Raw genomic sequence first — 26014 nt, 5'->3', positions numbered from 1 at the left:
GGAAGGTGCAGCTCATGCAAGGGACAGAATTAAGAGAAAAAACAACGGAAGAATTAGAAGCTCTGCTAAAAGAATTAAGGGCAAAATTGGTGAATCTAAAATTTCAGCTTTCCGTGGGTAAGCTGACAGATCATACTGCAATTACAAAGACTAAAAGAGATATTGCACGAGTGCTTACGGTGCTAAGAGAGAGGGGAATAAAGCTATGAGGCGTCGATTTGTTGGCGTTGTTGTGTCGGATAAAATGGACAAGACCCGCGTTGTCATAACAGAGCGCATGGAGAGACATCCTCTTTACAAGAAGGAGATGCGTAGAACTACGAAATTCTACGTGCATGACGAGAATAATGCCTCCAAAGAGGGAGACATAGTTCTTATTGAGGAGTATAGGCCTATGTCGCGTCTAAAACGCTTCAATTTAGTAAAAGTTCTTGGTAGGAAGCAGCTGGAGGAGGAGGTAGAAGAAGATGATCAGACCTTACACGAAGCTTAAGGTTGCAGATAATACCGGAGTGAAGACCATTCAAGTAATCCGAGTACTGAGAGGTCCCAGGGTGGCCTACGGAACCATCGGTGACATAGTAGTAGCTAATGTCCGAGAAGTTTTGCCGAACAGCGATTTCAAGAAGGGTGATGTGGTTAAAGCAGTGGTGGTCCGTTTGGCTAAGGAAATCAAGAGGCCCGATGGGACGTGCGTCAAATTTGATGACAACGCGGCGGTCATCATTGACCAGCTTGGCGAGCCTAGTGGAACCCGTGTATTCGGGCCTGTGGCTCGTGAGCTCAGAGAGAAGGGGTATTTGAAGATCATCTCACTTGCCCCTGAAGTGTTGTAGTGGTGGAGGTCGAATAGCATGAAGTTAAACATAAAAACGGGCGACCTAGTAGAAGTTATAAGCGGCAAAGAAAAAGGTAAACGCGGCAAAGTAACTAAGGCTTTCCCAAAGGAGAATAAAGTTGTAGTCCAAGGAGTGAATATTGTTACGAAGGCAACGAGGCCCACACAGAAGGACCCACAAGGCGGACTGAAAAAGTTTGAAGCACCTATTCTGGCGAATAAGGTCATGGTAGTTTGTCCTAAATGTGATAAACCAACCAGAATTGGCCATAAGTTCTTAGAAGATGGTAAGAAAGTGCGCGTTTGCGTCCGCTGCGGCGAAGTTCTGGATTAAGCTTTGGGAGGGTTGAGCGATGAGTTTGAAAGAAAAGTACGAAACCGAAGTTAGACCATACATGATGAAAAAGTTTGGTTACAAGAATGCGATGCAGGTGCCGAAGGTGGTAAAGGTCACACTTAACCGAGGCTTAGGAGAGGCTTTGCAAAACCCAAGAGCTATTGAGGTTACTACGAAAGAATTTGAGATCATAACGGGTCAAAAGCCACTGGTTAGGAGATCGAAGAAGAACATAGCAGCATTTAAGCTGAGAAAGGGCGCTCCAATCGGGGTCAGTGTTACCTTGAGGAAGGATAAGATGTGGAATTTCATGGAACACCTCATCAATGATGTTCTTCCCAGGGTACGTGACTTTAGGGGGCTTAATCCACGTTCTTTTGATGGCAGAGGTAACTACAATTTTGGTCTTTTGGAAGACTTGGTTTTTCCAGAAATTTCTTACGACATGATCGATAAGACTCGAGGATTGGGTATTTCAATAACCACTACGGCAAAAACTGACGAAGAAGCCTTTGAGCTTTTAAAGGCACTGGGTTTCCCATTCATGGAACGATAGAGGACAATAAGGAGGTTAGTATGGCCAGAAAAGCACTGAAAATAAAAGCTGAGAAGGAACCAAAGTTTTCTACTCGAAAGTACACCAGATGCAAAATATGCGGCAGGTCCAGGGCTGTTTACAGAGACTTTGGGATTTGTCGTTTGTGTCTGCGTGAACTTGCTCACAAGGGTTCCATTCCAGGTCTAAAGAAAGCTTCTTGGTGAGGTGAAATGGATATGGTTCAAGATACAATATCTGATTTGTTCATAAGATTAAAGAATGCTAGCCATGCTCGGTTAGAGAGGGTGGAAGGTATCCCTTACGGCAAGTACCAAGAAGAAATACTGAAAGTTTTGGTACGCGAGGGCTACATTAAGGGCTACGAGATCGAAGAAAAGGAAGGTAAGAAATACCTCAGTGTGCAGCTCAAGTTTGGCCCTGGAAAGCAACCTGTGCTTAACGAAGTCAGGCTCATAAGCGTGCCGTCACGCAGAATTTACGCTAAGAAGAATGACATTCCAAAGGTAATGAATGGTCTAGGCATTGCCATTCTAACTACGTCGGCTGGTGTACTGTCTGATGCTGAAGCACGTCAAAAAGGTGTCGGCGGTCAAATAATCTGCTACGTTTGGTGAGGTGGTCATAAATGTCGAGAATAGGTAAGAAACCAGTCGTTGTCCCAAAAGGTGTGACCGTCACCATTGACGGTAGTACGGTTACGGTGAAAGGACCTAAGGGCACTTTGACTCGCACCTTTGATCCCCGCATTAAAATCTCACTTATTGAGGACCAGATCATTGTGGAGAGAACCTCTGAAGAAAAAGAGGTAAGAGCGCTTCACGGCACTACCCGTGCGCTAATACAGAACATGGTTACGGGAGTAAGTGAAGGGTTTTCAGTAACCTTGAAGATTCGTGGTGTGGGTTACCGTGCCGAGTTAAAAGGCAAGGATTTGCAGATGTCACTGGGTTTCTCGCATCCCGTGGTTATCCAGAGCATTGAAGGTATACAGTTTCAAGTGCCTTCTGCTGACACAGTGGTTGTTAGTGGCATTGACAAACAGTTGGTAACGCAGGTTGCTGCAAATATTAGAAGATATAGAATCCCCGATGCTTACAAGGGCAAAGGTATTTGGTACGAAGGCGAGCAAAGACCTTTGAAACCAGGTAAAGCAGTTGGTAAGGGTAAGTAATGTGGGAGGTGCATGAGTTTGATAGTGGAAACATCTAGAGCAGAACTAAGAAGGATAAGGCATAAGAGAATAAGAAAGCACATAACTGGGACCGCTGAGAGGCCCAGGCTTTGCGTGTTCAGGTCTTCCAGGCACATCTATGCGCAAATCATCGATGATGAAAATGGCCACACATTGGTTTGTGCTTCAACCTTGGAGAAAGAACTGCGCGATCAGATTAAGGGCTTAAGGAAGACTGAGCAGGCAGCAGCTATTGGCAAGCTGATCGCACAAAGGGCGCTGGAAAAAGGTATAAAGTCGGTTGTTTTTGATCGTGGTGGCTATAAGTATCACGGACGAGTAAAGGCGTTAGCTGATGCGTCTCGTGAAGCTGGGTTGGAGTTCTAGGAGGTGTGCTTGAATGGACATGACTAATTTACAGGAAAGGGTCATCGAGATTCGCAGGGTTGCTCGTGTGGTAAAAGGCGGTAAAAGGCTTCGTTTTAGAGCACTGGTAGTGGTAGGCGATGGCGAAGGACACGTGGGTGTTGGCATTGGCAAGGCTGGAGAAGTGCCTGATGCTGTTGCAAAAGCTGTAACTCGCGCTCGTAAGAACATGATTGAGGTTCCGTTGGCGGGTACTACGGTGCCGCACACGGTCACGGCTAAGGCCGAAACTGCCACTGTACTCATAAAGCCTGCTGTAAAGGGAACTGGAGTTTTGGCAGGGCAGACTGTGAGAGCCATTTTGGAGATGGCTGGCATTAAGGATGTAATCACAAAATCCATGGGTTCGACTAACCCTGTGAATCTGGCTTATGCCACCATGGAAGCTTTGAAGTCTCTGAAAAGGCCCAGAGAAGTTGCAGAATTAAGAGGCGTTTCCATAGAGCAAATACTTAAAAGGTAATGAGGTGATCGGAAATGAGATTGCATACGCTACAACCTGCACCTGGAGCTAAGAGCACTAGGAAAAGAGTTGGTAGGGGCACGTCTTCTGGACACGGAAAGACATCCGGCTTCGGCCACAAGGGGCAGAAAGCCCGGTCTGGTCGTGTCGGAAAACGCGGTTTCGAAGGAGGACAAACACCCCTTTACAAGAAGTTACCTAAAATAATGAGATTCAAGAACTACCCGTTTAAGATTGAATATGAAGTAGTGAATGTGGAAAAACTTAATCGTTTTGACAGTGGAACGGTGGTGGATATAGGGACACTGGTAGATACGGGACTAGTAAGTTCATTGTCAGCAAAGGTGAAAATTCTTGGTCAAGGTGAAATAACAAAAGCTCTTCAAGTAAAGGTCCACGCTATTAGTAAATCAGCCAAAGAAAAAATAGAAGCTGCAGGTGGCTCCGTTGAGGTGGTGGACTGAATGTGGCAAGTGCTGAAAGCATCGTGGGAGTTTAAGGAAACACGTGTCCGCATATTGTACACGGTTCTGTTTCTGGTTATCTTCCGTGCAGGCACATTCTTGCCCATACCAGGCGTAAATCCTGAAGCTATCAACGTTCTTCAAGAACAAGCAGGTTTTTTGGGCATTCTTAACTTCTTCACGGGAGGATCATCTTACTACACCATATCCATATTCACCCTGGGCGTATTGCCTTACATTAACGCGTCCATCATCATGCAGCTGTTAGGAGTCATATTCCCGGCGTTGGAAAACCTCCGTAAAGAAGGCGAAGAGGGTAGAAAGAAACTGCAAATGTACGTTAGGTGGCTTGGAGCTGCACTATCTGTTATCATGTCCTATGCCGCCTACCTTTATTTCTCCTATGGTTTAGCTGTGGGAGGTTCTTCGCTTATCACACCAAGTTTCCAATCAGCAGTGGTGACCACTTTAATCCTGGCAGCTGGATCCATGTTCTTGGTTTGGCTTGGTGAAGTATTTACCATGAAAGGTTTGGGAAATGGTGTTTCGCTCATTATCTTCTCTGGTATTCTTGCTCGCGTTGTGCCATCCTTGATACAGTTCTTCCAAACATCTAAGAGTGCCAGCTCCAGCATAATCTCGGTAGTCATTGCCATCATCTTCGGTCTGGCGTTAGTGTTTATTACCACTGCGGCATACTTAGCAGAACGTAAAATTCCGGTGCAGTACGCAAGCCGTATCAGAGGTACAAAGGTTTATGGTGGGCAAGCAACCACTATTCCCATAAGACTTCTACAAGCTGGCGTTATGCCCATCATCTTTGCGTCTGCGTTTATTAACGCACCTACGGTTATTTCAGGGTGGTTTCCACAATCCGGCTTCACCAAATGGTGGGGTACATATTTTAACCACATGACAATTTGGTACAACTTAGCATATTTCATTTTGGTTATATTCTTTGCCTACTTCTACAACACCATTGCGTATGATCCTGACGAAATCGCAAAGAATATCCAAAAACAAGGTGGCTTCATACCTGGAATACGTCCAGGTAAGCCAACAGCTGACTATATCGCAGGCGTCATTTACCGTCTGACATTGCCTGCGTCCATATTCTTGGGCCTGGTTGCGGTGCTTCCTGACTTGTTCATGCAATTATTCGGTATGGGAAGGCTTTTCCTATTCGGCGGCACGTCCTTGCTTATCGTCATCGGTGTGGCTTTAGAAATCTTCCGCCAGCTTGAGGCATATGTCCAGCTTAGGCATTACAAAGGCTTCCTGGAGCTCTAGATATGGTCAAGTACGTTGTTTTTCTTGGAAAACCTGGGTCTGGTAAAGGTACTCAGGCCCAGTATTTTTCAAGATATTATGGGTGGATTCAACTTTCCACCGGCGAATTGTTCAGAAAACACTTGAAGGAGAAGACAGTTCTTGGCTCCAAAGTGGAAGAATTTGTTGAAAAAGGCGATCTAGTACCTGATGATGTAACGTTTAGTCTGGTAAAAGACTTCTTAGACAAAGCAGGAGCTGATTCAAGAATCATATTTGACGGTTTTCCTAGAAATGAGAATCAGGCAAAAATGTTGGATGATTGGTCTGAAAATACAGGGGCTCAATTACTGGCTGCTGTAGAGTTTTCCTTGCCGGATGAAGAGGCACTGAGAAGGTTATTAAATCGCTATTACTGCCCCACCTGTGGATATGTGGGCAATCAACCAGGCAAGTGTCCTAATGATGGTAGCATTTTGGTAAAACGCTCCGATGATAGCGAGGATGTAATAAGGAAGCGTCTTTCCGACTACGACTCCTACGCATCGGAACTCAGGTCGCACTACCGCAGGAGAGGTAAATATGTAGCCGTTGATGCTACAAAGACACCTCCTGAAATAAGCAAGTTTCTGGAAAGAGTGATGCTCAAGAATGGTCTATGACAAGAGTGCTTTGAAGCACATGCGTGAAGCTGGTCTGCGACTTACGGAGGTTATCTACAAACTCAGAGAAGAAGTAGTCGCTGGTATCACAGGAGAGGAGCTAGACGCCATAGCCGAGAAGTTGATTTTGTCTTTGAATTCCATACCTTCATTTAAAGGCTATGGTGGTTTCCCGGCATCCGTGTGTATATCAGTGGACGATGTCGTTATTCATGGCATACCTTCCAAGAGACCGCTGCTGCCTGGACAATTAGTTAGTATTGACTTGGGTCTGATCTATGATGGGTGGAACAGCGATGCAGCTTTCACAGTCATTCTGCCGCCTGTGCAAGAGGGTAAGAAAAAGCTCTCAGATGTTACGCTGAAGGCTCTGCGAAGTGGCGTGTCTAAAATAAAGCCCGGGATTCGTCTCGGGGATATCTCGGCACAAATACAGAAAGTGGCTCAAGAAGCTGGAGTAGGCATTGTAAGGGATTTTACTGGCCATGGTATTGGCCGACATTTGCACGAGGATCCTCCCATACCGAATTTTGGGCGTCCCCATACTGGTCCTGTACTAAAGCCTTATATGTTCCTGGCTGTAGAACCCATGTTCACAGAAGGTAGTGGTTGTGTGGTCATCGAATCCGATGGTTGGACAGTAAGAACTTGTGATCACACTAATGCGGCTCACTTTGAGTTTACTGTGGCAGTCACTGATGATGGCGCGGAGGTTTTGACGCCGCATGTGTAGGAGTAACACTGATAGCATTACACGTAACATTTCTGTGGGTGATGTGGTAAAATCTGTCAGCGGACGCACCAAAGGGCGGTTTTTTGTGGTAGTTGCTGAGAATGATAGGTACGTTTTTTTGAGCGACGGCGAAAATTGGCCTATTGGGAAGTCCAAAAAAAAGAATAGAAAACACGTGGAAGGTGTAGGGTTAAAAGTGGAACGTATTTCTGATGAAGAAATAAGGCGTTTTTTGCGTGATTTATCACGCGGAGGGAATGATTAATGTCGTCTGAAAAGAAAGATGTCATAGAAGTTGAAGGGATCGTTTTAGAGAAGCTGCCCAATGCAACTTTTAAGGTGCAGCTTCCTGGCGGTAAAGTCATTACGGCTTACACTTCTGGTAAAATGCGAATGAATTTTATACGCATTTTACCGGGTGACAAGGTTAAGGTGGAGATTTCTACTTACGATCCTGATCGTGGAAGAATAGTCTACAGACTTTAGAAGGAGTGATCTTGAGGTGAAAGTTCGTCCGTCAGTAAAAAAGATTTGTGACAAATGCCAAATTGTGCGAAGGAAAGGCCGTGTGTATGTCATTTGCGAGAATCCGAAGCACAAGCAGAGACAAGGTTAGGAGGTGCAGTTAGGTGGCACGTATTGTTGGAGTTGAGTTGCCAGATAACAAGAGGATTGTATTCGCACTACCAAGGATCTATGGAATCGGTAAGTCTACAGCAGAGGACATCTGTGAAGCTTTGGGTATTGATCCTATGCAGAAACTTGGTGAATTAACACCTGAGCAGATTAACACTCTTCAGGACTATATCACTGCTCACTATAAAGTGGAAGGCGATCTAAGACGTGAAGTTGCCATGAACATTAAAAGGCTCATGGACATAAAGTGTTACCGTGGGATTAGGCATCAAAGAGGGCTTCCCGTAAGAGGCCAACGCACAAGGCACAATGCCAGAACCAGAAAAGGTCCACGTAAAACTGTGGGTGCGAAAAAAGGAAAGAGATAGTCTTAAACTAATCGTGGAGGTGTTTTAAAAGTGGCTCAGAAAAAAAGGAAAGAACGCAGATATGTACCCTATGGGGTTGCGCACATTCATTCAACCTTTAACAATACCATCATAACTATTACTGATCCCAACGGTGCCGTACTTGCTTGGGCCTCTGGAGGGTTTTTCTTCAAGGGAACAAGGAAAGGCACGCCTTATGCTGCTCAATTGGCATCGGAGAGTGTTGCAAAGAAAGTTCAACAGACTTACGGGATGAAGGAAATAGATGTTTTCGTAAAGGGACCTGGCCCAGGGCGAGAGACAGCCATAAGAGCCTTGCAGGCAGTTGGTTTGGATGTTAAATCCATAAAGGATGTAACTCCCATACCGCATAACGGGTGCAGGCCTCCTAAGGCCCGCAGGGTATAGGAACGAGGAGGTAGAAAAGGATATGAAATATACTGGACCAAGTTGTAGGATATGCCGTAGATCCGGCGTTAAGCTTTTCCTGAAGGGCGAAAAGTGCTTAAGTCCAAAATGCCCCATGGAAAGAAGGGCTTTCCCACCTGGACAGCATGGACCTACCCGCAGAGGTAAGAGAGATACCGAGTATGGTTTGCGTCTAAAGGAGAAGCAAAAACTGAGACATTCATACATGATTACGGAAACGCAACTGCGCAGGTACTTCTCGACAGCTATGTCTCAGAAAGGCGTAGCAACTGGCACAGCTCTATTGCAACTTCTGGAACGTCGTTTAGATGCAGTAGTTCAGCGCATGGGATTTGCCAGCAGCATTAAAATGGCACGAAATTGGGTTAGGCATGGTCACGTCATGGTGAATGGTAAGAGGGTGGACATCCCATCTTACCTAGTAAAACCTGGTGACAGAATAACCTTGGACAAAGATCTGAAGGATAACCCTGATGTACAGAAGAGTATAGCAATGAACGAAGGTCGTCCAAACTTGGAATGGCTGAATGTGGACGTAGAGAATCTTGAAGGGACATACTTGAGGGTGCCTAGCCGCGAGGAAATACCAGTTGCCGTTAATGAACAACTCATCGTTGAATACTATTCGAGATAAGGCTTGGTGAAGTCATAATGGAAAAGGTTTTTGAGGTTGCAGATTTAGGCAGAAGTGTTGACAGGGAGAGTGGCGAACTTCAACGCGCGGCAAAACTGTCGGTACTGAATCTGCCTGAGGGTGAGGGAATCACCTTAGGTAATGCTTTAAGACGTGTTCTGCTGGGTCAAATTGGCGGCACGGGAGTTTTGGGATTCAGGCTTGAAGGCCTTGATCACGAATTCATGGTTCCTGAAGGCGTAGTAGAAGATGGCTTGACGATTGGCCTTAACCTGAAGAAAGTCCTGTTTAAGTACTATGGTGATGGAGTAAAAGTCCTTTACATTAAGGCGAAAGGTCCTGCTGAAATTAAGGCTGCTGACATTGTACCTGATGCCGATGTTGAGGTTTTCAACCTTGACCAGACCATACTTACAGTTTCTACTGATCGCGAAATCTATATGGAGATTTACTTAACTAATGGTGTCGGCTACCGCACAGTGGAGGACAACAAAAAGCTCTACCAATTTCCCTTTAGAACTATTTACCTGGACACTTCTTTTTCTCCTGTGAGGCGTGCCGAATACCATGTGACGCCGGCTATTGTGGACGAGCCAGGTACCTTTGAGAGCTTAGAACTTATTGTGTACACTAATTTGGCCGTTGATCCAGTGGAAGTGATAAGACAAGCAGCGAATTTTCTAAGTGAGGAGTTCAGGAAGGTAGCTGAAGCCAAAGAAGCGGCGGCTGGCGAAGTAGTAGTAGAAGAGCAAGCAATTTCCGATGAGAAACTTGATGCAAGTGTAGAAATGTTGAATCTATCAAGGGCTGTGTTGACTCATTTAGAGAAAGCGAACATCAATACAATAAGGGATTTGGTGGATGTGCTGGAGCACAACGAGTCAATTCCTGGTATTGGTGCCGTAAGGCTGGAGGAAATCAGGAACAAATTGGCTGCATATTTGGAAGGAGGTACTGAAGATGAAACACAGAGTTGATGGCCGCAAATTAGGACGAAAAACTGAAGCCAGAATAGCCTTATTGCGAACTCTTTCAAAACAGCTTGTAATACATGGAGAGGTTGAGACGACACTTCCAAAAGCCAAAGAGCTAAAAAGATTCGCAGATAAACTGGTAACTCATGCGAAAAGTAAAGAACTGCATGACATACGTTTAGTGGAGAAACACTTGGGCGACCGTGAGCTAGTTAAGAAGCTTACTGACGAAATTGCTCCACGTTTTGCAGAAGTTAATGGTGGTTACACCACAGTTCTCAAGACAGGTTTTAGAAAAGGTGACGGTGCTCCTACAGCCATAGTGCGCTGGAGCAAATGATAGAAGTTCAGGAAGTCTCTTACGGACTGGAGGGTAGATCAATTCTCCAGTCCGTTTCCATGAATATTTACCCCGGTCAGTTTACCGTTCTAATGGGCGGCAACGGTGCCGGCAAAACCACGTTAGCCAGAGTCATTAAAGGATTGCTTTTGCCCACTTCTGGGAAAGTGCTTATTGATGGTATGGAGATTAGCACCGCTGGCAGAGATTATCAAATCAAGGTAGGTATTGTTTTCCAGAATCCCGAGAACCAGATTGTGGCATCCGTAGTTGAAGAAGATGTAGCTTTTGGGCCGGAAAACTTGGGTCTGAGCCCCAGAGAAATAAAAGAAAGAGTAGAAAGCAGTTTAAAAACAGTGGGACTCTGGGATTTAAGACACAGGCCTGTTCACGCTTTAAGTGGAGGTCAAAAACAGCGTTTAGCTATTGCAGGCATATTGGCTTTGAGGCCTTCCTACATACTGTTTGACGAGGCTACGGCTCTTTTGGATCCAGTTGGGAGAAGGGAAGTGTTGGAGACAGCACTTAGCTTAGCAAACTCTGTAGGTGTACTGTGGATAACACACGATTTACGTGAAGCTTTGCAAGCGGACGCGCTCTACGCACTCTGTCAAGGCAGAGTCGTTTTTCAAGGATCTGTTCAGGAGTTTCTACGTGACCCTGAGGCCATGGAATTGGCTAATGCAACCATACCTGAAGAAGTGGTTTTGGCTGAAATGCTTTCTAAGAGAGGAGCACATGTGGAGTGGCCATTAAACAAAGAGAACCTGCTCAAAGCGATTACGTCATTGAACTTGAAGATGTTTCGTTAAGTTACGATTACGGTACGCCTTGGCAGGTGGACGCCGTCAAGCCACTTTCTTTAAGGATTGCTAAGGGCGAGTGGATTGCCTTAGTTGGGCACACTGGATCTGGCAAAAGTTCGTTGGCTCAACTTATGGCAGGGCTCACCGCCCCTACCAAGGGGACGGTGAAGCATTTTGGAAAACCTTGGAACTACCCAAAGGATTTATCCATCGATGTGAGGCGACGCATTGGTTTTTTATTTCAATTTCCTGAGCACCAGTTCTTTGCAGAGACCGTATATGACGAGGTGGCTTTTGCTGCAAAGAATTTTGAACTAGACAGTATTGAGGAAAGAGTTAAAAAGTCATTGGACATAGCAGGTTTGAGTTTTGACGAGTTCAAAGACCGCTCCCCATTTACCCTTTCAGGTGGCGAAAAGAGAAAAGTAGCCTTGGCTTCAGTCATTGTTTGCGACCCAGAAGTACTCATCCTTGATGAACCTTCTGCTGGTCTGGATGGGGCATCCAAGAAAGCCTTTTGGGATTGGTTGCGGAGTTACAGCAATAGCCAAAGAACGGTTATCTTTATTACCCATTCGTTGGAAGAAGCTGTGGCTGCTGAAAGGGTATTGGTGCTCTCCAACGGAGCATTGCTTTTTGCTGATGTTCCGCGTGAGGTGTTCTCGCATGTAAACACGTTAAGACGTGTTGGCTTAGAACCTCCCATATCGGCTGAGCTCTCATATGAGCTTCGCAAGAGAGTTAGTTTCCCAATGGCTTTAACTGTTGATGAACTTATTAGGGCTTTGGATGGTGATTTTTGATGGCTTTTAAAGACGTTGTAGTGATTGGTCAGTATATTCCCACCAATAGTGTGCTTCATAGAGCGATGGCTGAAACGAAGATTGTAATGACACTTTTCTTCATCATTGGAGCTTTTATTTCTCAGTCTTTTGCAGTTTTAGCTGTGCTGTTCGGTGCTCTGGCTTTGCTCATAATACTTTCCAATGTACCTCTGCGGTTCTATGCGAGAAGTGCAAAGACCGTTTTCATTCTTGCTTTGTTCACTTTTGTATTCAATGCGCTTCTGACAGGGCAGGAGGTTCTCTTCCGATTAGGACCTATTGCTTTCAAGACCGAAGGTGTCATAGTTGGGATATTCTTTGGTTTAAGATTGTTCTTTCTCATATTTGTATCCACAGTTCTTACTGCAACCACGTCTCCTGTGGATCTTGCTGATGGTTTGAACACTTTGCTAAGGCCTTTGGAAGTCATAAAAGTACCCGTGGAGGAATTCTCTTTAATCATGACTATTGCTTTGCGGTTTATTCCTGTTTTGGCTGACGAAGCTGACCGCATACTTAAGGCTCAAAAAGCTAGGGGTCTTAACTTGAGTGGCAATGTATTGAGAAGAATTGAAAAATTGGTTCCCATTGTTATTCCGTTATTTGTGAGTGCATTCATGAAAGCAGAGGATTTGGCAGTAGCTATGGAAGTAAGGGGGTATCTGCCTGGTGTTAAGAGGACAAAATACAAGGTTACCAAACTTGGAGGTGTGGACGTAGTTGTATTTGTTTTTACTGCGGCAGTGTTTGTGGCAAGTTACCTACTTAGGAGCAAATGGGTTCTTGTATGGTAAAGTACGCTGGTTTACTTCAGTTTAAGGGGACAAACTACGCTGGTTTTCAAAGACAGAAGAATGGAACAGCAATTCAAAATGTGTTGGAATCAACGTTGAGTCAAATTAATAATAGAGCAACCGTAGTACGCTACTCAGGCAGAACAGACGCAGGAGTCCACGCTTGGGGAATGCCTTTCGTCTTTTGGGGAAGGGAAGATCTTTCAGCAGATAAATGGATGTTCATATTGAACCGCATGCTACCTAAGGATATGCGTGTTATTTCCGTAGTTAGAACGTCACCTGAGTTCGACCCACAGCTAAGCGCTGTGGCAAAGCAGTATTTGTACTGCGCCACACAGGAAAGATTAGGTCCCTTGTGGGACGATTTTTTTGCCTACTTACCAAATTTATCAATTGAAACCTCTGCCGTAATAAGCGCCGCAAGGAAACTCGTGGGAGAGCACGACTTTAAAGGGTTTTCAAAAAAAGGGTCCTCTGTTAAGAGTACGCGACGCAAGTTGTATGAGGTGAGCGTCATGTTTACCCATTCGCGTATGTACTTTTCTTTTGTGGGAAATGGCTTTTTGTATGGCATGGTCAGGCTCATGGTAGGAACTTTATTGCAGATTGGGTGGGGTAAACAAGATGTAAACTTCATTGATGAGGTGTTAAGTGGCAATGCGGTGGCTAACTACTCTGCACCCGCCCAGGGTTTGCATCTGGTCAAGGTGTGGCTAGAGCCAGATCCCTTCTTAGAAAGTGTCAAAGCTAACGAACGAGATTTTAGTTAGTGCTTCCTTTAATACAGCTTTTGGTGGGTTAGCAGAAATTAGGAAGTACTTGTACGTTTTCTTCCTGGGATAGTAGACTGGTCCCCATACTACAGCATCAATGAAAGAAAGCTGTTGCTCACTGCTTTCGAGCTCGATGTAATGGCCAAAAGGCGGAAGTCCCATCTGTTTTACGTTTTCTGTGATAATGCTCTCACCTTCGTTTATCAGGGACTTCAAACGCTCAATGTCTCGGGATAGAACAAAGACGTAGCCTTCTGTTTTTGTCCACACTTTCAAGTAATTGATGTTCCTCAAAAACTTTTTCTCAGGAATAAGCACAGGTGAGGACAAATCTGCGTCGGCTGAAATGTAGTAGGATTCATCAAAGATTCCTTTAGGCAAATACCGAAAAACTTTGGTAGTACTGATCACTGTGTTATGATCAAGGTCTTTCACCGACCTTAAGGCTTTCTTTCCAAGTTGAAGCTCCAATCGTTCTATGCCAAGGCCGCTGGGTTCCAAACTCAAGCTTTCACATCGGGGGCATTTGTCAGGGATACTGGCAATATACCCGCAGCGATGACATTCTAACCGCTTACTCCTTCGGTGGTAACGAAGAGGAGTACCACACTCAGGACAGGTTAGTATGTACCCGCAGTTTTTACACTGCACTGATGTTGAAAACCCCAACCTGTTAACTAGAAACAGTTGCCTCTTTGTGGGGTCATGAACACCTTTTATGTAGGCTAGCACTTCCACGTCTTTTCTGCCTGCCATGCTCACCAATTGCACTTTTGTGGTTGGTTGTGGATAAACAGTATGAACTTGAGTGTCTTTAGGTATAAACTTGCTAAGTGGCAGTCTTTGACTTGCTGTTCTTATTGCTAAATCCTCAGGTTTTTCGAAGACTGTTATTATGTGCATTAAATTATTCCAAGGTCTTAAGACAGACCTGGGAGTGCCTATGATTAGTCCACCGCCTTTGGAGGAACAAGTCTCTTGTAGGAATTTTGTGTATCCACCCGAATCCAGAATAGCTGGCAGTTTGTGTTTGAGTATTTCTCTTGCAAATCCTCGAGCCATCTGGAGTGACGGAAAGACGAGTAGGGTTTTTTCGCCTTTTTCCAATAAGTTTCTTAAGTAGGGTGGCAGCTCCTCCAAGGTTGTTGGTGGTTTCTCCTGTCTGGGCATGTTCCTATCCACAGGGAGCTTCATACTGCTAAGCACATGCAGTTCTAAAACCAAAGCTTCTTCCTCTTTAAGTTTTTCTACCGTCCAATGTCCAAGGAGTTTCTTCCAGAAAACCAGTGGCAATGGTCGATGAGCGAATTTTTCGTACAAATGGTTAGGTACAAACAACGAGGGTTTCTCCAGCCGTGCGTATGTTAACGCGTAGCTAGTAGGAGGCACAACCACTTTTTCAACAATACCCAAGGAAAGGAAGCTCTCAATTTGTACTTTAAACTTCCGCATAACGGCATTTGTTAACTCCAATGGTTTATCTCTTAGGAGTCTTACAAGTTCTTTTTCTTTAGTACCTACAGGTACGTAGTTGAAAGCTTTAAGCTGAATGAATGTACGAGGTCGTTCCTTCCAGTTCTTACCGAGCTCCAAGAGTTCGAAACAGTTTATTGGATACTCCTCGAGCACCTGCAGGCATTGCCAAATGAGCCAACCGGGAGCATAATTTGATTCAAGAATTTCAAAGGTGTGTGAGGTTCTTGTATCTGTTTCTTTTAAAACGATGCCCTTTAGCTTCCTTCCGTGGAGAGTGACTCTGACTAAATCACCCGGAGATGCCTCCCCTTCTGCTGTAGTGAGGGAGGCATCTCCTAACTGTCTATTATTAAGGGCAACTAACCACCTGTGCATGCATGCAAGGAGAAATAGTCCTTAAGAACAGGAACCATGTCAAGTTGTTCCCAAGGGTAAATGGACTTGCCAAAGTGACCATAGGCAGCCGTGTCAACATAGCTCCATCCTTCAGGATGTTGTAGACCAAATTTCTCAATAATACCTCTGGGTGTGAGCTGTATGAAATCTTGCTCAATGAGGAACTGCTCAAGAATACCTTCGTCTACTTTGCCCGTTCCAAACGTGTCCACATAAATGGACACAGGTTTTGCTTCGCCAATCACGTATGCAAGCTGAATGAGAACTTCCCTTGCTAAGCCTGCAGCTACAATGTTCTTTGCCAAATACCTAGCAGCATAAGCAGCTGAACGATCTACCTTTGTGGGGTCCTTACCACTAAAAGAACCACCCCCGTGGGGCGCTCTGGATCCATAGGTGTCCACAATGATCTTTCTGCCTGTTACTCCGGAGTCGCCGTTGGGACCTCCCACTACAAAGCGGCCAGTGGGGTTTATGTGGAATCGTGTCTGTTCTGTTAATAAGTCTTTCGGAATAACCTTTTTGATGACTTCTTCCATGATGAATTCTCTGAGGGTCTTTTCATGAACTTCTGGACTATGCTGTGCAGAAACCACCACATGATCTATGGCAACAGGGGTTAGGCCGTCATAAGTCACAGTGACTTGTGCTTTCCCGTCAGGGCGCAGGAAATCAACTATGTTCTGTTTGCGTACATCGGCAAGTCTTTTTGTAAGCGCATGCGCCAATTCGATGGACAGGGGCATGAAGTTTTCCGTTTCATCCACAGCGTAACCGAACATCATACCCTGGTCGCCAGCTCCGAGTTCGTGTTCCATTTCACCTGCCTTGCTTTCCAGTGATTCGTCTACACCTAAGGCAATGTCAGGTGACTGGCGCTGTATGTTTACCACATACATGTTTTCCTGCACACTAAAACCTAAAGCGGGGTCAGTGTATCCTATACGTTCAAGAACTTGTTTGGCCACACCGACGTAATCAACGTAACTGGTCGATGTAACTTCACCTACCAAAACCACAAGGTTGGTTTTCACAGTTGTTTCTACTGCCACCCTTGCCCGTGGATCAGTTCTCAGATGAGCATCCAATATGGCGTCAGATATTTGGTCTGCCACTTTATCAGGGTGGCCTTCAGTAACAGATTCAGAAGTGAATCTGTAGGACCTCATTTTCATCAATTTAGCACCTCCAAAATGCAAATTTTTGACAAAAAAAATCCCTCCGATGGAGGGATTCGTGTACAAACCTTCTTATCTTCCTGCACCAGACTTGGTGCAGAAGGAGTTGGCACCATGCTCGGTTTTCTCCCTCGCTGGTTGCCGGGCTTCTTCGGGCCTTTCCCTCCACCGCTCTGGATAAGAAGGTTAACAAATTATAACATGTTTGTTCCTGTTCCATGCAATAACTCTTTATGTGAAACACAAGTGCTGTGCAAAGTTAAGTAAAATGGAACTGTATAGAGCAAGTGCCAATAGAAAATAGAGAATAAGACCTAATGGGGGGGGTGCCGTATATACCATGAGCTTGCATGTGGAAGTCGAATACATGACCCATCGAGGAAAAGTTAGGTCAAATAATGAAGATGCTCTACTCATAATGAGTGATGTCATTCAAAAAGAAGAAATGGCTGATCCTCAAAGGATAGTCTTTGAAGGAAACTCTTTTGTATTCGCCGTCGCAGATGGCATGGGTGGCCATAAAGCTGGAGAAGTAGCTAGTCGATTGGCTCTGGATTACCTAGCCTTGAACTGGTTGAGCATAGAAACCGCTGACTCGATCGACCGCTGCATCCAGGAGATGAATCTTCAAATCGTTAAAGAAGCACTGAAGGATCCTAGCATGTCAAACATGGGAACCACGCTTGCTGGAGTACTCATTCGTGGGTCCACAGTTTGGGTTTTCAACGTCGGCGACAGTCGTGTGTATGGTGTTCATGAAGATGAGCTGAAGCAAATTAGTAAGGACCAGTCCTTAGTGCAGGCTTTGATTGATGAAGGGACAATAACTATGGAGCAGGCGCGCCAACATCCTTTAAGAGGAGTGCTTCTACAATGCCTTGGGGGTGGTCTTGAGGGAGGAACTGTTCAAACCGTCATAAAACAGTTTTCTTTAGATGAATATGATGCCTTTCTCATTTGCAGTGATGGTCTTACTGATGCTCTTAATGATGAGGAGATAAGTGCTTGCTTATTTCACAGTAAAGAAAGCAGGCTAGGTTGCCTCTTTGAAAAGTATATGAAGGCTGGTGCTACTGACAATATGAGCGCTGTGCTTGTCTACGTCTGTAGAAAAGGCGTAAAAGGGGGCTTCGCTTGACACTTGGAGTAAAGCTGTGGTAAGATAAATACCGCAGTGGGGACGTGGCGCAGTGGGAGCGCGCTGCCTTGGCATGGCAGAGGCCACGGGTTCGAATCCCGTCGTCTCCACCACCTTTGTTAGGAGGGATAACAATGGTATTAGAATATGATGGAAAAATCCCTACCGTAGACGAGACAGCGTTTATTCATGATATGGCTTTTGTTTCTGGCGAGGTTTACATAGGGAAAGATGTGTTTATTCTGCCTTTCGCCTCCATAAGAGGTGACATGAATGCCATTTACATAGGAGAAGGCAGCAATATACAGGATAATGCTGTGGTCCATGTGACTGATACTTTGCCAACGAAAATCGGTGATTATGTTACCGTGGGACATGGGGCTATTCTTCATGGCTGCAGTGTGGGAAACAATGTGCTCATTGGTATGGGTGCTATTGTACTTGATGGAGCACAAATAGAAGACAATGTACTGGTAGCAGCTGGGACGCTTATTCCTCCTCGCAAGCGTATTCCATCAGGTTCTCTGGTCGTGGGGAATCCTTACAAGATTGTGAGGACGCTGAGTGAGGAAGAAATTCAGGGCATAAAAGAAAATGCATTGGACTACATCAAACTCAAAGATAAGTACATGACAGCTTTTGCAGAGTAGGAAGTAGGGTGCTAGTCACATGATTGACTCTTTTAGAAAATCTATTCCCCGTTTTAAAGATGTTCTATTAATTGTGTTGGGGTGTTTAGTAACTGCTTTTGGTTTAGTAGCCTTCTTGTTTCCCCATAATTTGGCGCCTGGTGGTGTAGGAGGATTAGCTCTCACTATTAACCACTTTGTTCCCTTTCTAAGTATTGGAACATGGATGCTCATATTGAACCTGGTATTGTTCGCACTGGCTTTTTGGCTCTTGGGTTCTCATATTGGTACGGGAACACTCATTGGGACATTTTTCCTTAGTTTTTTTGTGGATCTGCTAAGCAAGTACTATGCTCAACCACTTACCAATGACCTCATTTTGAGCGTTCTCTATGGAGGAGCTTTATCTGGTATTGGGTTGGGACTCGTTTTCAAGGGCAGAGCAACCACGGGGGGAACGGATATAGTAGGTTTTATAATCAACAAATACACTGGTATCTCAGTGGGACAATCTATTTTCATTGCTGATGCAACGGTAGTGACTCTCATGGCGCTGGTCTTTAGGAGTACTGATGTGGCGTTGCTGGCAATCGTGAGCATATTTATTGGTAGCGCTGCAGTGGACATGATGCAGAAGGGATTCATCAGAGAGCGTGTGTTCTTCATAATAAGCGACAATTACGAGCAAATGTTGAAGGAAGTAGATGAGAATCTAGGTAGAGGTGCAACGCTGCTTCAAAGTTGGGGCTCCTATGCCGGGACTGAAAGGAAGGCTCTCGTAGTTTGTGTTTCGCAATCAGAAACAGATGAAATGGAGAGGATCATTAGGCGTGTTGATCCAAAGAGTTTTTACATCGTTGTTGAAGGTGTAAGAGTAGTAGGAGAGGGTTTTAGGTCACCATCTTGGGTATAAGCATATTAAGGAGGGGATGAATGGTGAAAGACGAAAACGTGAAAATTGACATGGTTGGAAAGAACATAGAACTGACTGCAGCCATAAAACAGTACATCGAAGAAAAAATCGGGCGTGTTTACCGCTATTTTGATCCCATTCTCGGCGTAAAAGTAGTGGTTGAAAAAGAACGTCAAGCTCGTGAACCTGTTTTTGATGTTGAAGTGACGCTTGACGCTAACGGAAGGCTTATTCGTGCAGAAGTGGAAGACCCCGATCTTTATGCTGCCATTGATAAAGCTGCTGATAAGTTGGAATCCAACATAAAGCGTTTCAAAGAAAAGCTATTTGATTCACGTCAGGGTGGAAAGGTAGAGAAAACAACGACTTTGAACGTAGGTTCTCTCCTCGGAGAAGAGAAGGTTGAGGAACCACTTATTGAGCGGCGCAAGAGATTTGTTGTGCTACCCATGAGCGAGGAAGAGGCCGTACTGCAAATGGAGTCATTGGGTCATACATTCTTCGTGTTCATGGATCCTGATACAGGCAACCCTAAAATCGTGTATAAGAGAAAGAAACGTGGTTACGGTGTTATAGAGGTATTGACTGAGTAATGTTCAAGTGGTTCGGGCGATCCTCATCGGATCGACATTTGAAAAAGTATTTTGATTTCGCATATAAAGTAAATGCTTTTGAGCCTGCAATGATGCAGTTATCCGATGAGGACCTTCACAACAAAAAAACGTATTTTCAGAATCAACTTGATAAAGGTCAGTCGGTGGATGAACTACTCCCTGAGATGTTTGCAGTGGTCAGAGAAGTAGCTCGACGGCAGCTCAACATGCGACATTTTGATGTACAGCTTATAGGTGGTAAGGTGCTGTTTGAAGGTAAAGTAGCGGAAATGAAGACCGGGGAAGGCAAGACACTGGTTGCCACGTTGCCCGTTTACGCCATGGCTGTCTCTGGTCACAAAGTGCATGTTGTGACTGTTAACGAATATTTGGCAAAACGTGACGCTAATTGGATGAAGCCTGTTTATGAAGCACTTGGTTTGACAGTTGCCTACATTCACAGCAACCAAACTACCGAAGAAAAAAAGGCGGCTTATGCGGCTGATGTAGTTTACGGGACAAACTATGAATTTGGTTTTGATTACTTACGGGATAACATGGCTTTAAGCCTAGAGGACATTGTTCAGCAGGGACTGGATTATGCAATAGTAGACGAAGCAGATTCTGTACTTATCGATGAAGCCAGAACGCCTCTTATCATTAGCGGACCCGGTCAGGAAGACACTCGCATCTACTACGAGCTGGCCAAACTGGCTCGAAGAATGGTTCCAGGTGTGGACTTTGACATTGAAGAAAAGGAACGAAATGTCATTTTGCATGAGTCTGGAGCACATAAGGTAGAACGGTTCGTAAAAACTGATAATCTGTATGCACCTGAAAACGCTGACCTTCTTAGAAAAGTTCTTCAAGCATTGCGCGCTGAATATCTTTATAAGTCAGAAGTGGATTACATAGTAAAAGATGGTGAAGTAATTATCATAGACGAGTTCACTGGTCGGCTCATGTATGGGCGTAGATACAGTGATGGACTTCATCAAGCAATTGAAGCCAAAGAAGGCGTCCAAGTTAAAGGCGAATCACAGGTGTTGGCTCTGATTTCATATCAGAACTTCTTTAAGCTGTACAACAAGATTGCTGGCATGACAGGAACTGCAGCGTCAGCAGCGAATGAATTTAGTGGTATTTACAATATGGACGTTGTAGTGGTTCCTACTAACAAACCCATGATCAGAGTGGACCTGCCTGACGTGATTTACAGTAGTGAAGAAGGAAAGTTTCGTGCCATTGTGGCAGATATTAAAGAAAGGCATGCTAAGGGACAACCTGTACTTATAGGCACCAGGTCTGTGGAGAAATCTGAAAAACTTTCAAGAATGTTGAAGAAAGAAGGCATTCCGCACGAAGTTTTAAATGCTAAGTACCACGAAAAAGAAGCAGAAATCATTGCAAAAGCTGGCCAACGTGGTGCTGTCACAGTGGCCACAAACATGGCAGGACGAGGCGTTGACATTGTTCTTGGTGAAGGTGTTGCAGAGCTGGGCGGACTGCATGTCATTGGTAGTGAACGGCATGAGGCTCGAAGAATAGATGACCAGCTTCGAGGACGAAGCGGAAGGCAAGGCGATCCTGGTAGCTCGCAGTTTTACTTGTCTTTAGAAGATGAGCTCTTGAAACTTTATGGCGGTGATACGCTCAAAGGCATTTTTGATAAACTGCATGTGGAAGAGGACGACCGCATCGAACACCCACTTTTGACTCGTGCCATTGAAACAGCTCAAAAAAGAGTTGAAAACTACCATTATGAAATAAGAAAAAGGCTTTTGGATTACGATAATGTTTTGGGTCAACAAAGGGAGTACATCTACAAGGAAAGAAGACAAATCTTGGAGATGGAAGATGTTACTCCCTTGGCGGAACGTTTAGCGGAGCATTACGCTGAAGACTTAGCGCGCAATCCTGAAAGTGTTTCAGATCAGCTATTGGCTGTGGGCATAACAGTTGAAGGCCTAGAAAATGCTAGCCAAGATGAGGTAAAGGATGTTGTATTCTCTGTGATAATGTCCAACTATGAAGCAAAGAAAAATGAACTTAGTAATGTTGATCCGGAGCTGGACAAGAAAGTTTTGCTTCGAGTAATGGACTGGAATTTTATCAATCATTTACAGAACATGGAGTACTTGCAACAAGGCATAGGATGGCAAGCTTTAGGACAAAAGGATCCTCTAGTTGAATATCAGTACCAAGCTGCCATGATGTTTGCAGAAATGCTTAGCAACGTCAGAAAAGATTTCTTCACGTACTTCTTGAACATTAGATTAGTCCAAAGAGACACTCAAAGGAAGGGACGGAATCGTTGACACTGGAAGAAATCATACAAGCACGAGACAATACTGCATCGGAATTTCAAGAAATAGTTGAGAACATAAAGCTGGACGATAAGAAGGCTGAGCTTAGCGACGTACGTAAAGTGTACGAGAAGCCTGACATTTGGTCTGATCCAGATAAAGCCGTGGCTGTAGCAAGAAAAGTACAGCGGCTGGAAGAAGAAATTGAACGCGTTGAGCAGATTGAAAACCTGTTAAAAGACCTTGATGCTGCTTTGGAGCTTCTCCAGGAAGGGTATGATGAAGAGCTGTTTGAGCATGCACTCGCTACGTTGAAGGAACTTCAGCAACGTATTGAGCTTTTTAGGCTGGTGACGCTCTTTACAGAACCCTATGATACGAACGACGCCATATTGATGCTACATGCTGGAGCTGGCGGTGTGGATGCTATGGATTGGACACAAATGCTCATGCGAATGTACTTACGTTGGGCTGAGCGGATGGGTTTCGAAACAGAAATTGTGGACATCTCCAGAGGAGAAGAAGCCGGTGTGAAGTCGTGTACAGTTTTCGTGCGCGGTTCCTACGCATATGGCTACCTACGTGCAGAGAAAGGTGTTCACCGCTTGGTTAGGTTGTCGCCTTTTGACGCCGATCACAGAAGACATACCTCTTTTGCTTTGGTTGATGTAGTGCCCGATGTAGAAGATGTTGAAGTGGAGATAAATCCTGATGATATTGAAGTTGAAACGTTTAGAAGTGGTGGTGCGGGCGGACAACACCAGAACAAAACCGAATCTGGCGTCAGATTAATACATAAGCCAACTGGTATCACTGTTACAGTCACTGAGGAACGTTCGCAGCTTCAAAACAGGGAAAGAGCAATGCGCATTTTGAGGGCACGTGTTCACCAATATCATGAAGAGGAACGAAAGAAGTCTTTAGAAGAAATCAGGGGAGATGTAAAATCTGCTTCATGGGGAAACCAGATACGCTCTTATGTCTTTCATCCATACAACATGGTTAAAGATCATCGCACCGGATATTCCAGAGGTGACATAGATAACGTTATGGACGGCGATATAACGGATTTTATGGTAAAGTTCTTGCAGGGTGTAAAAGTGGAGTCATCAGATGAATAACATGGATCTTCAAGACACAGTAATCAGTGTACACGGTTTAACAAAAGTATATGGGAAGGGTTATGAACCGGCTTTGGACAACGTTAGTTTTGATTTGCATCGAGGTGAGTTTGTTTACCTTATTGGTCCAACTGGTGCAGGTAAAACAACACTTCTCCATATCCTAATGGGGCTTAGAAAGCCTACGTCGGGTTACGCTGATATTCTTGGGCACCGAATTGATCCTGCTGGTGGTGAAAGGGACCTACGTGACTTGAGGCTTCGGACAGGTATCATCTTTCAGGGTTCTTATCTCCTTAATGATAGGACAGTTTACGAGAATGTCATCATGAGTTTAGAGGTCAGAGATTACCCCGTGCCAGAAGTGAAACGACGTGCAGAAGCGTTGCTGTACAAACTTGGCCTCTTGGATAAGAAGAGCTTCATGCCTGAGGAATTATCTGGTGGGCAGAAGCAACTAGTCGCTTTTGCCAGAGCTATTTTACATGAACCAGAACTACTTATTGCTGATGAACCCACAGCGAACTTGGACATGAATACGGCAAGAGACCTTATCAAAACCATACAGAACCTTACTGCGAATATGAATACCACCGTTTTGTTGGCTACGCATAACGTGGAATTGGTTGCAGAAATGGGAACTAGGGTAATCAGGTTGGAAAGGGGAAGAATTGTTTTCGATGCAAAAAAACTCAAATCTTTGGCTTAATCGGTTGCTCCGTGAATTAGTGTGGGCGTGGAGGCTAATTCGATCTAATATAGCTCAGGGAGCTGTATTGGCTGGACTTATCATTATTGCGACGTTGCTGGGAGGTTTCGCCTTTAGTACCAGCGTGTGGTTTCAAAAAATCCAGAGTACAGCTCTGAGTCAGCTTCAAACAGTGGTGTTCATAGATAAATCTTTACCACAAGAGGAAATACAATCCATAAGAGCTGATTTCGTCCGTAGGCCAGGTGTGGCTGAAGTAACCTTCGTAAGTTCGGAACAAGCGTTAGCAGAGCTAAGGCTTTCCCTTTCCCAGTACAGTTGGCTGTTCGAAAATATTTCCGAAAATCCCATACCGCCTTCCTTTGAAATCAGGTTTACCAGTCTGGAAAGCATGAAACAGTTCATTGATGAGATGAGGACTGCTACCTATATAACTGACTTGCTGGCGCCATATGAACAGGCTCAGAGTGTTTCAACATTTATATCTGGCATGTACAAAGCAATATTCGCTATACTTATAGTTATGGTAGCTGTATTGGCTATTCTAGCCATGCTACTCGTGGAATCTGAGGTGTTAAAACAACGCGAATCGTTGGCACTGTACTCCTTACTGGGAGCTAGCCCAAGGTTCTTACTTATGCCGTTCTTGTTGTACATTGTAAGTTTTGCTGCCATAGGGGTCATTGTATCGGTGATATTAGGCATATATGCAGCGCCGCTTGTGATTGATTTGGTAAATGTTGTTAACAGCCTCTTGTTTGGATTAACTGTACCGCTATCGAGTTGGGAGCCCTATGTACTTTTGAGTGCAGTTTTGTCAGTTGTATTTGTGTTCGGAGGGACATACTTGGCCATACACAGAAGCATTAGGGAGGTGGCTAGTAGTGAGTTGGAGATGTAGGGTGTTTTCAAAGTGGGTTTCTGTGATAATTGTTTTTGTTATAATTGCCGCTTTGGCTATTCCTTTGCCGGGTGAGGCGGCAACATACTCTGATCTGCAGAAGAAAAATGAACAGCTAGAACAACAGAAAAAAGCAACTCAGCAGCAGCTGAGCGAAGTCAAAAGTAAGACTCAGGACGCTTTCCAGGCACTAGTTGAGCTGCAAAGCCAAATAGAGAAGCTGGAGCAGCAGTCTTCTTCATTAGTTCAAAGACGCCAGTTACTTGAGGAGCAAATTGCCACATTGGATAGTCAGATAAAAGATCTGGAGAAGACAATTGAAGAAGAAAGAGCAAACCTGGAGCAGACACTAGTGACCATGTATAAGTGGCAAAAAGTGGCCCCTTCTGCACTGGTTTTAGTGGTTACTTCTTCAGTAAATCCGGAACTGGCAACCTATGCCTTGGAGAAAGTGCTCACAAACCAGAATGATAAGTTGGAATCATATGAAGACAATGTGGCCAAACTTCATGCCAAGCGAAAGGAAATTGCAGAAGCAAAGAATGAAGTTGCGCAGACAATCGAATCGCTCCAAACACAGCTAGCAACCTTGCAGAGTAAGTACGATGAAAGAGAATCTTTGTATGCTCAACTTAAGAAGGAACAAAACAAATATGCTTCACAGTTAGCCATGATAGAGCAGCAGCAGCGAGAAGTGAGTGCTGAGATACAACGAATGCTCTCATCAACAAAGCTCAGTAGTAATGCGAATTCTAGTGGTTTTATTAAGCCAATGTCTGGAATGGTGACAAGTCCGTTCGGGTGGCGTATAAATCCACTAACAGGTAGAGGTAAAGATTTTCATACAGGTATCGACGTTGCCAACCAATATGGAACACCAATAAAGGCCAGTAGGACTGGTGTGGTCATTTGGGCAGGTTGGAAAACGGGTTACGGGCTGTGTGTTATTATCGACCATCAAGATGGCTATGGTACTGTTTACGCTCATATGTCTCGCATAGCTGTAAAGTCGGGACAAAAGGTCTCTGCTGGCACTGTAGTTGGATACGAAGGTTCTACAGGTTGGGCAACAGGCCCGCATCTGCATTTTGAGATAAGAATACAGGGTGAGCCAACCAATCCTGCTAAATTTGTGCAATTCTGAGGTGATC

Annotated in this window: 37 protein-coding genes, 1 tRNA gene and 1 riboswitch; of the genes, 36 read left to right on the top strand and 2 right to left on the bottom strand. The window is 44.7% G+C overall.

The window, feature by feature from the left end; genetic code table 11:
* Positions 1-14 precede the first annotated feature (14 nt).
* From rpmC to truA, 26 genes are read left to right on the top strand one after another with little or no spacing between them, the layout of a single operon-like run.
* Entirely contained in the window at positions 15-209 is a 195-nt protein-coding gene (gene rpmC / locus COPRO5265_RS04755; RefSeq protein WP_012543809.1) for a 50S ribosomal protein L29, read from the top strand.
* Positions 206-493 (top strand): 30S ribosomal protein S17, encoded by a 288-nt coding sequence (gene rpsQ / locus COPRO5265_RS04750; RefSeq protein ID WP_012544502.1) that lies wholly within the window; start codon positions 206-208, stop codon positions 491-493. The genes rpmC and rpsQ overlap by 4 nt, the downstream gene beginning before the upstream one ends.
* Positions 468-836, top strand: coding sequence for a 50S ribosomal protein L14 (gene rplN / locus COPRO5265_RS04745; RefSeq protein ID WP_012543676.1), 369 nt, complete (start codon positions 468-470; stop codon positions 834-836). The genes rpsQ and rplN overlap by 26 nt, the downstream gene beginning before the upstream one ends.
* Before the next feature lie 18 nt (positions 837-854).
* The gene (gene rplX / locus COPRO5265_RS04740; protein WP_012544308.1) at positions 855-1172 is read left to right on the top strand and encodes a 50S ribosomal protein L24; all 318 of its coding nucleotides are present in this window, start codon (positions 855-857) and stop codon (positions 1170-1172) included.
* A 19-nt stretch (positions 1173-1191) separates the two neighbouring features.
* On the top strand, positions 1192-1731 hold the full coding sequence (rplE, locus tag COPRO5265_RS04735; RefSeq protein WP_012543513.1) for a 50S ribosomal protein L5: 540 nt from the start codon (positions 1192-1194) through the stop codon (positions 1729-1731).
* Between the two features lie 20 nt (positions 1732-1751).
* Positions 1752-1937 carry a type Z 30S ribosomal protein S14 gene (locus COPRO5265_RS04730; protein WP_012544229.1) on the top strand — a complete coding sequence of 62 codons (186 nt, stop codon included), beginning with the start codon at positions 1752-1754 and terminating at the stop codon, positions 1935-1937.
* A gap of 12 nt (positions 1938-1949) precedes the next feature.
* Positions 1950-2348, top strand: a complete 399-nt coding sequence (gene rpsH, locus COPRO5265_RS04725) for a 30S ribosomal protein S8 (protein ID WP_012543597.1) — start codon at positions 1950-1952, stop codon at positions 2346-2348.
* An 11-nt stretch (positions 2349-2359) separates the two neighbouring features.
* Complete coding sequence (rplF, locus tag COPRO5265_RS04720; protein WP_012544036.1) at positions 2360-2905, top strand: 50S ribosomal protein L6; 546 nt, start codon at positions 2360-2362, stop codon at positions 2903-2905.
* Between the two features lie 18 nt (positions 2906-2923).
* Entirely contained in the window at positions 2924-3292 is a 369-nt protein-coding gene (gene rplR, locus COPRO5265_RS04715; RefSeq protein WP_041735722.1) for a 50S ribosomal protein L18, read from the top strand.
* Between the two features lie 13 nt (positions 3293-3305).
* On the top strand, positions 3306-3794 hold the full coding sequence (rpsE, locus tag COPRO5265_RS04710) for a 30S ribosomal protein S5 (protein WP_012543719.1): 489 nt from the start codon (positions 3306-3308) through the stop codon (positions 3792-3794).
* 14 nt (positions 3795-3808) lie between these two features.
* Positions 3809-4258, top strand: coding sequence for a 50S ribosomal protein L15 (gene rplO / locus COPRO5265_RS04705; RefSeq protein ID WP_012543829.1), 450 nt, complete (start codon positions 3809-3811; stop codon positions 4256-4258).
* Positions 4259-5548, top strand: coding sequence for a preprotein translocase subunit SecY (gene secY, locus COPRO5265_RS04700; protein ID WP_012544676.1), 1290 nt, complete (start codon positions 4259-4261; stop codon positions 5546-5548). It abuts the gene before it with no gap.
* A gap of 2 nt (positions 5549-5550) precedes the next feature.
* Positions 5551-6189 carry an adenylate kinase family protein gene (locus COPRO5265_RS04695; protein WP_012544052.1) on the top strand — a complete coding sequence of 213 codons (639 nt, stop codon included), beginning with the start codon at positions 5551-5553 and terminating at the stop codon, positions 6187-6189.
* Positions 6179-6922: a type I methionyl aminopeptidase gene (map, locus tag COPRO5265_RS04690; RefSeq protein ID WP_012544631.1), complete on the top strand. Its 744-nt coding sequence runs from the start codon at positions 6179-6181 to the stop codon at positions 6920-6922. The genes COPRO5265_RS04695 and map overlap by 11 nt, the downstream gene beginning before the upstream one ends.
* A complete protein-coding gene (locus COPRO5265_RS04685) occupies positions 6915-7187 on the top strand; it encodes a KOW domain-containing RNA-binding protein (RefSeq protein WP_012543449.1) in 273 nt (90 codons plus the stop codon). Before map ends, COPRO5265_RS04685 begins: the two co-directional genes overlap by 8 nt.
* A complete protein-coding gene (gene infA / locus COPRO5265_RS04680) occupies positions 7187-7408 on the top strand; it encodes a translation initiation factor IF-1 (RefSeq protein ID WP_012544789.1) in 222 nt (73 codons plus the stop codon). Before COPRO5265_RS04685 ends, infA begins: the two co-directional genes overlap by 1 nt.
* 16 nt (positions 7409-7424) lie before the next feature.
* A complete protein-coding gene (gene rpmJ, locus COPRO5265_RS07480) occupies positions 7425-7538 on the top strand; it encodes a 50S ribosomal protein L36 (RefSeq protein WP_083760226.1) in 114 nt (37 codons plus the stop codon).
* A gap of 13 nt (positions 7539-7551) precedes the next feature.
* Positions 7552-7926, top strand: coding sequence for a 30S ribosomal protein S13 (gene rpsM, locus COPRO5265_RS04675; protein ID WP_012543588.1), 375 nt, complete (start codon positions 7552-7554; stop codon positions 7924-7926).
* Between the two features lie 30 nt (positions 7927-7956).
* Positions 7957-8334, top strand: a complete 378-nt coding sequence (rpsK, locus tag COPRO5265_RS04670; RefSeq protein WP_012544226.1) for a 30S ribosomal protein S11 — start codon at positions 7957-7959, stop codon at positions 8332-8334.
* Between the two features lie 22 nt (positions 8335-8356).
* Positions 8357-8989 carry a 30S ribosomal protein S4 gene (rpsD, locus tag COPRO5265_RS04665; RefSeq protein ID WP_012544015.1) on the top strand — a complete coding sequence of 211 codons (633 nt, stop codon included), beginning with the start codon at positions 8357-8359 and terminating at the stop codon, positions 8987-8989.
* Between the two features lie 17 nt (positions 8990-9006).
* Entirely contained in the window at positions 9007-9966 is a 960-nt protein-coding gene (locus COPRO5265_RS04660) for a DNA-directed RNA polymerase subunit alpha (protein ID WP_012544852.1), read from the top strand.
* Positions 9950-10303 carry a 50S ribosomal protein L17 gene (rplQ, locus tag COPRO5265_RS04655; RefSeq protein ID WP_012544176.1) on the top strand — a complete coding sequence of 118 codons (354 nt, stop codon included), beginning with the start codon at positions 9950-9952 and terminating at the stop codon, positions 10301-10303. Before COPRO5265_RS04660 ends, rplQ begins: the two co-directional genes overlap by 17 nt.
* The gene (locus COPRO5265_RS04650; RefSeq protein ID WP_012543557.1) at positions 10300-11115 is read left to right on the top strand and encodes an ATP-binding cassette domain-containing protein; all 816 of its coding nucleotides are present in this window, start codon (positions 10300-10302) and stop codon (positions 11113-11115) included. Before rplQ ends, COPRO5265_RS04650 begins: the two co-directional genes overlap by 4 nt.
* Positions 11049-11912: an ATP-binding cassette domain-containing protein gene (locus COPRO5265_RS04645; RefSeq protein WP_012543664.1), complete on the top strand. Its 864-nt coding sequence runs from the start codon at positions 11049-11051 to the stop codon at positions 11910-11912. Before COPRO5265_RS04650 ends, COPRO5265_RS04645 begins: the two co-directional genes overlap by 67 nt.
* Positions 11912-12727, top strand: a complete 816-nt coding sequence (locus COPRO5265_RS04640) for an energy-coupling factor transporter transmembrane component T family protein (protein ID WP_012544754.1) — start codon at positions 11912-11914, stop codon at positions 12725-12727. Before COPRO5265_RS04645 ends, COPRO5265_RS04640 begins: the two co-directional genes overlap by 1 nt.
* The gene (gene truA, locus COPRO5265_RS04635; RefSeq protein ID WP_012544209.1) at positions 12721-13500 is read left to right on the top strand and encodes a tRNA pseudouridine(38-40) synthase TruA; all 780 of its coding nucleotides are present in this window, start codon (positions 12721-12723) and stop codon (positions 13498-13500) included. Before COPRO5265_RS04640 ends, truA begins: the two co-directional genes overlap by 7 nt.
* On the opposite strand, the gene COPRO5265_RS04630 is transcribed toward truA, so the two are convergent.
* Both COPRO5265_RS04630 and metK read right to left on the bottom strand, forming a co-directional pair.
* On the bottom strand, positions 13462-15354 hold the full coding sequence (locus tag COPRO5265_RS04630) for a hypothetical protein (protein ID WP_012544146.1): 1893 nt from the start codon (positions 15352-15354) through the stop codon (positions 13462-13464). The genes truA and COPRO5265_RS04630 overlap by 39 nt on opposite strands.
* Positions 15339-16550 carry a methionine adenosyltransferase gene (metK, locus tag COPRO5265_RS04625; RefSeq protein ID WP_012543890.1) on the bottom strand — a complete coding sequence of 404 codons (1212 nt, stop codon included), beginning with the start codon at positions 16548-16550 and terminating at the stop codon, positions 15339-15341. Before metK ends, COPRO5265_RS04630 begins: the two co-directional genes overlap by 16 nt.
* A gap of 72 nt (positions 16551-16622) precedes the next feature.
* Positions 16623-16737, bottom strand: a riboswitch (SAM riboswitch).
* 156 nt (positions 16738-16893) lie between these two features.
* Between metK and COPRO5265_RS07390 the strand changes: the two genes are divergently transcribed.
* The 10 genes from COPRO5265_RS07390 to COPRO5265_RS04575 all read left to right on the top strand — a co-directional run bounded on the left by COPRO5265_RS07390 (position 16894) and on the right by COPRO5265_RS04575 (position 26007).
* Entirely contained in the window at positions 16894-17691 is a 798-nt protein-coding gene (locus tag COPRO5265_RS07390; RefSeq protein ID WP_012544544.1) for a PP2C family protein-serine/threonine phosphatase, read from the top strand.
* Positions 17692-17729: 38 nt separating this feature from the next.
* A tRNA-Ala gene (locus COPRO5265_RS04615) sits at positions 17730-17804 on the top strand.
* A gap of 21 nt (positions 17805-17825) precedes the next feature.
* Complete coding sequence (locus tag COPRO5265_RS04610) at positions 17826-18341, top strand: gamma carbonic anhydrase family protein (RefSeq protein ID WP_012543665.1); 516 nt, start codon at positions 17826-17828, stop codon at positions 18339-18341.
* A gap of 19 nt (positions 18342-18360) precedes the next feature.
* On the top strand, positions 18361-19233 hold the full coding sequence (locus tag COPRO5265_RS04605) for a YitT family protein (protein WP_012544249.1): 873 nt from the start codon (positions 18361-18363) through the stop codon (positions 19231-19233).
* A 20-nt stretch (positions 19234-19253) separates the two neighbouring features.
* Positions 19254-19826 carry a ribosome hibernation-promoting factor, HPF/YfiA family gene (gene hpf, locus COPRO5265_RS04600; protein ID WP_012544248.1) on the top strand — a complete coding sequence of 191 codons (573 nt, stop codon included), beginning with the start codon at positions 19254-19256 and terminating at the stop codon, positions 19824-19826.
* Entirely contained in the window at positions 19826-22144 is a 2319-nt protein-coding gene (secA, locus tag COPRO5265_RS04595; RefSeq protein WP_012544735.1) for a preprotein translocase subunit SecA, read from the top strand. The genes hpf and secA overlap by 1 nt, the downstream gene beginning before the upstream one ends.
* The gene (gene prfB / locus COPRO5265_RS04590; RefSeq protein ID WP_012543910.1) at positions 22141-23253 is read left to right on the top strand and encodes a peptide chain release factor 2; all 1113 of its coding nucleotides are present in this window, start codon (positions 22141-22143) and stop codon (positions 23251-23253) included. Before secA ends, prfB begins: the two co-directional genes overlap by 4 nt.
* Entirely contained in the window at positions 23246-23962 is a 717-nt protein-coding gene (locus tag COPRO5265_RS04585) for a cell division ATP-binding protein FtsE (RefSeq protein ID WP_012544608.1), read from the top strand. The genes prfB and COPRO5265_RS04585 overlap by 8 nt, the downstream gene beginning before the upstream one ends.
* A gap of 67 nt (positions 23963-24029) precedes the next feature.
* Complete coding sequence (locus COPRO5265_RS04580; protein ID WP_234397959.1) at positions 24030-24863, top strand: cell division protein FtsX; 834 nt, start codon at positions 24030-24032, stop codon at positions 24861-24863.
* Complete coding sequence (locus tag COPRO5265_RS04575) at positions 24847-26007, top strand: murein hydrolase activator EnvC family protein (RefSeq protein ID WP_012544429.1); 1161 nt, start codon at positions 24847-24849, stop codon at positions 26005-26007. Before COPRO5265_RS04580 ends, COPRO5265_RS04575 begins: the two co-directional genes overlap by 17 nt.
* Positions 26008-26014: the final 7 nt, after the last annotated feature.

Origin of the sequence: Coprothermobacter proteolyticus DSM 5265 (assembly GCF_000020945.1) — a bacterium.
GTDB classification, from domain to species: domain Bacteria; phylum Coprothermobacterota; class Coprothermobacteria; order Coprothermobacterales; family Coprothermobacteraceae; genus Coprothermobacter; species Coprothermobacter proteolyticus.
The sequence above is the reverse complement of the archived record's forward strand: the minus strand, read 5'-3'. Positions and strand labels throughout refer to the sequence as shown.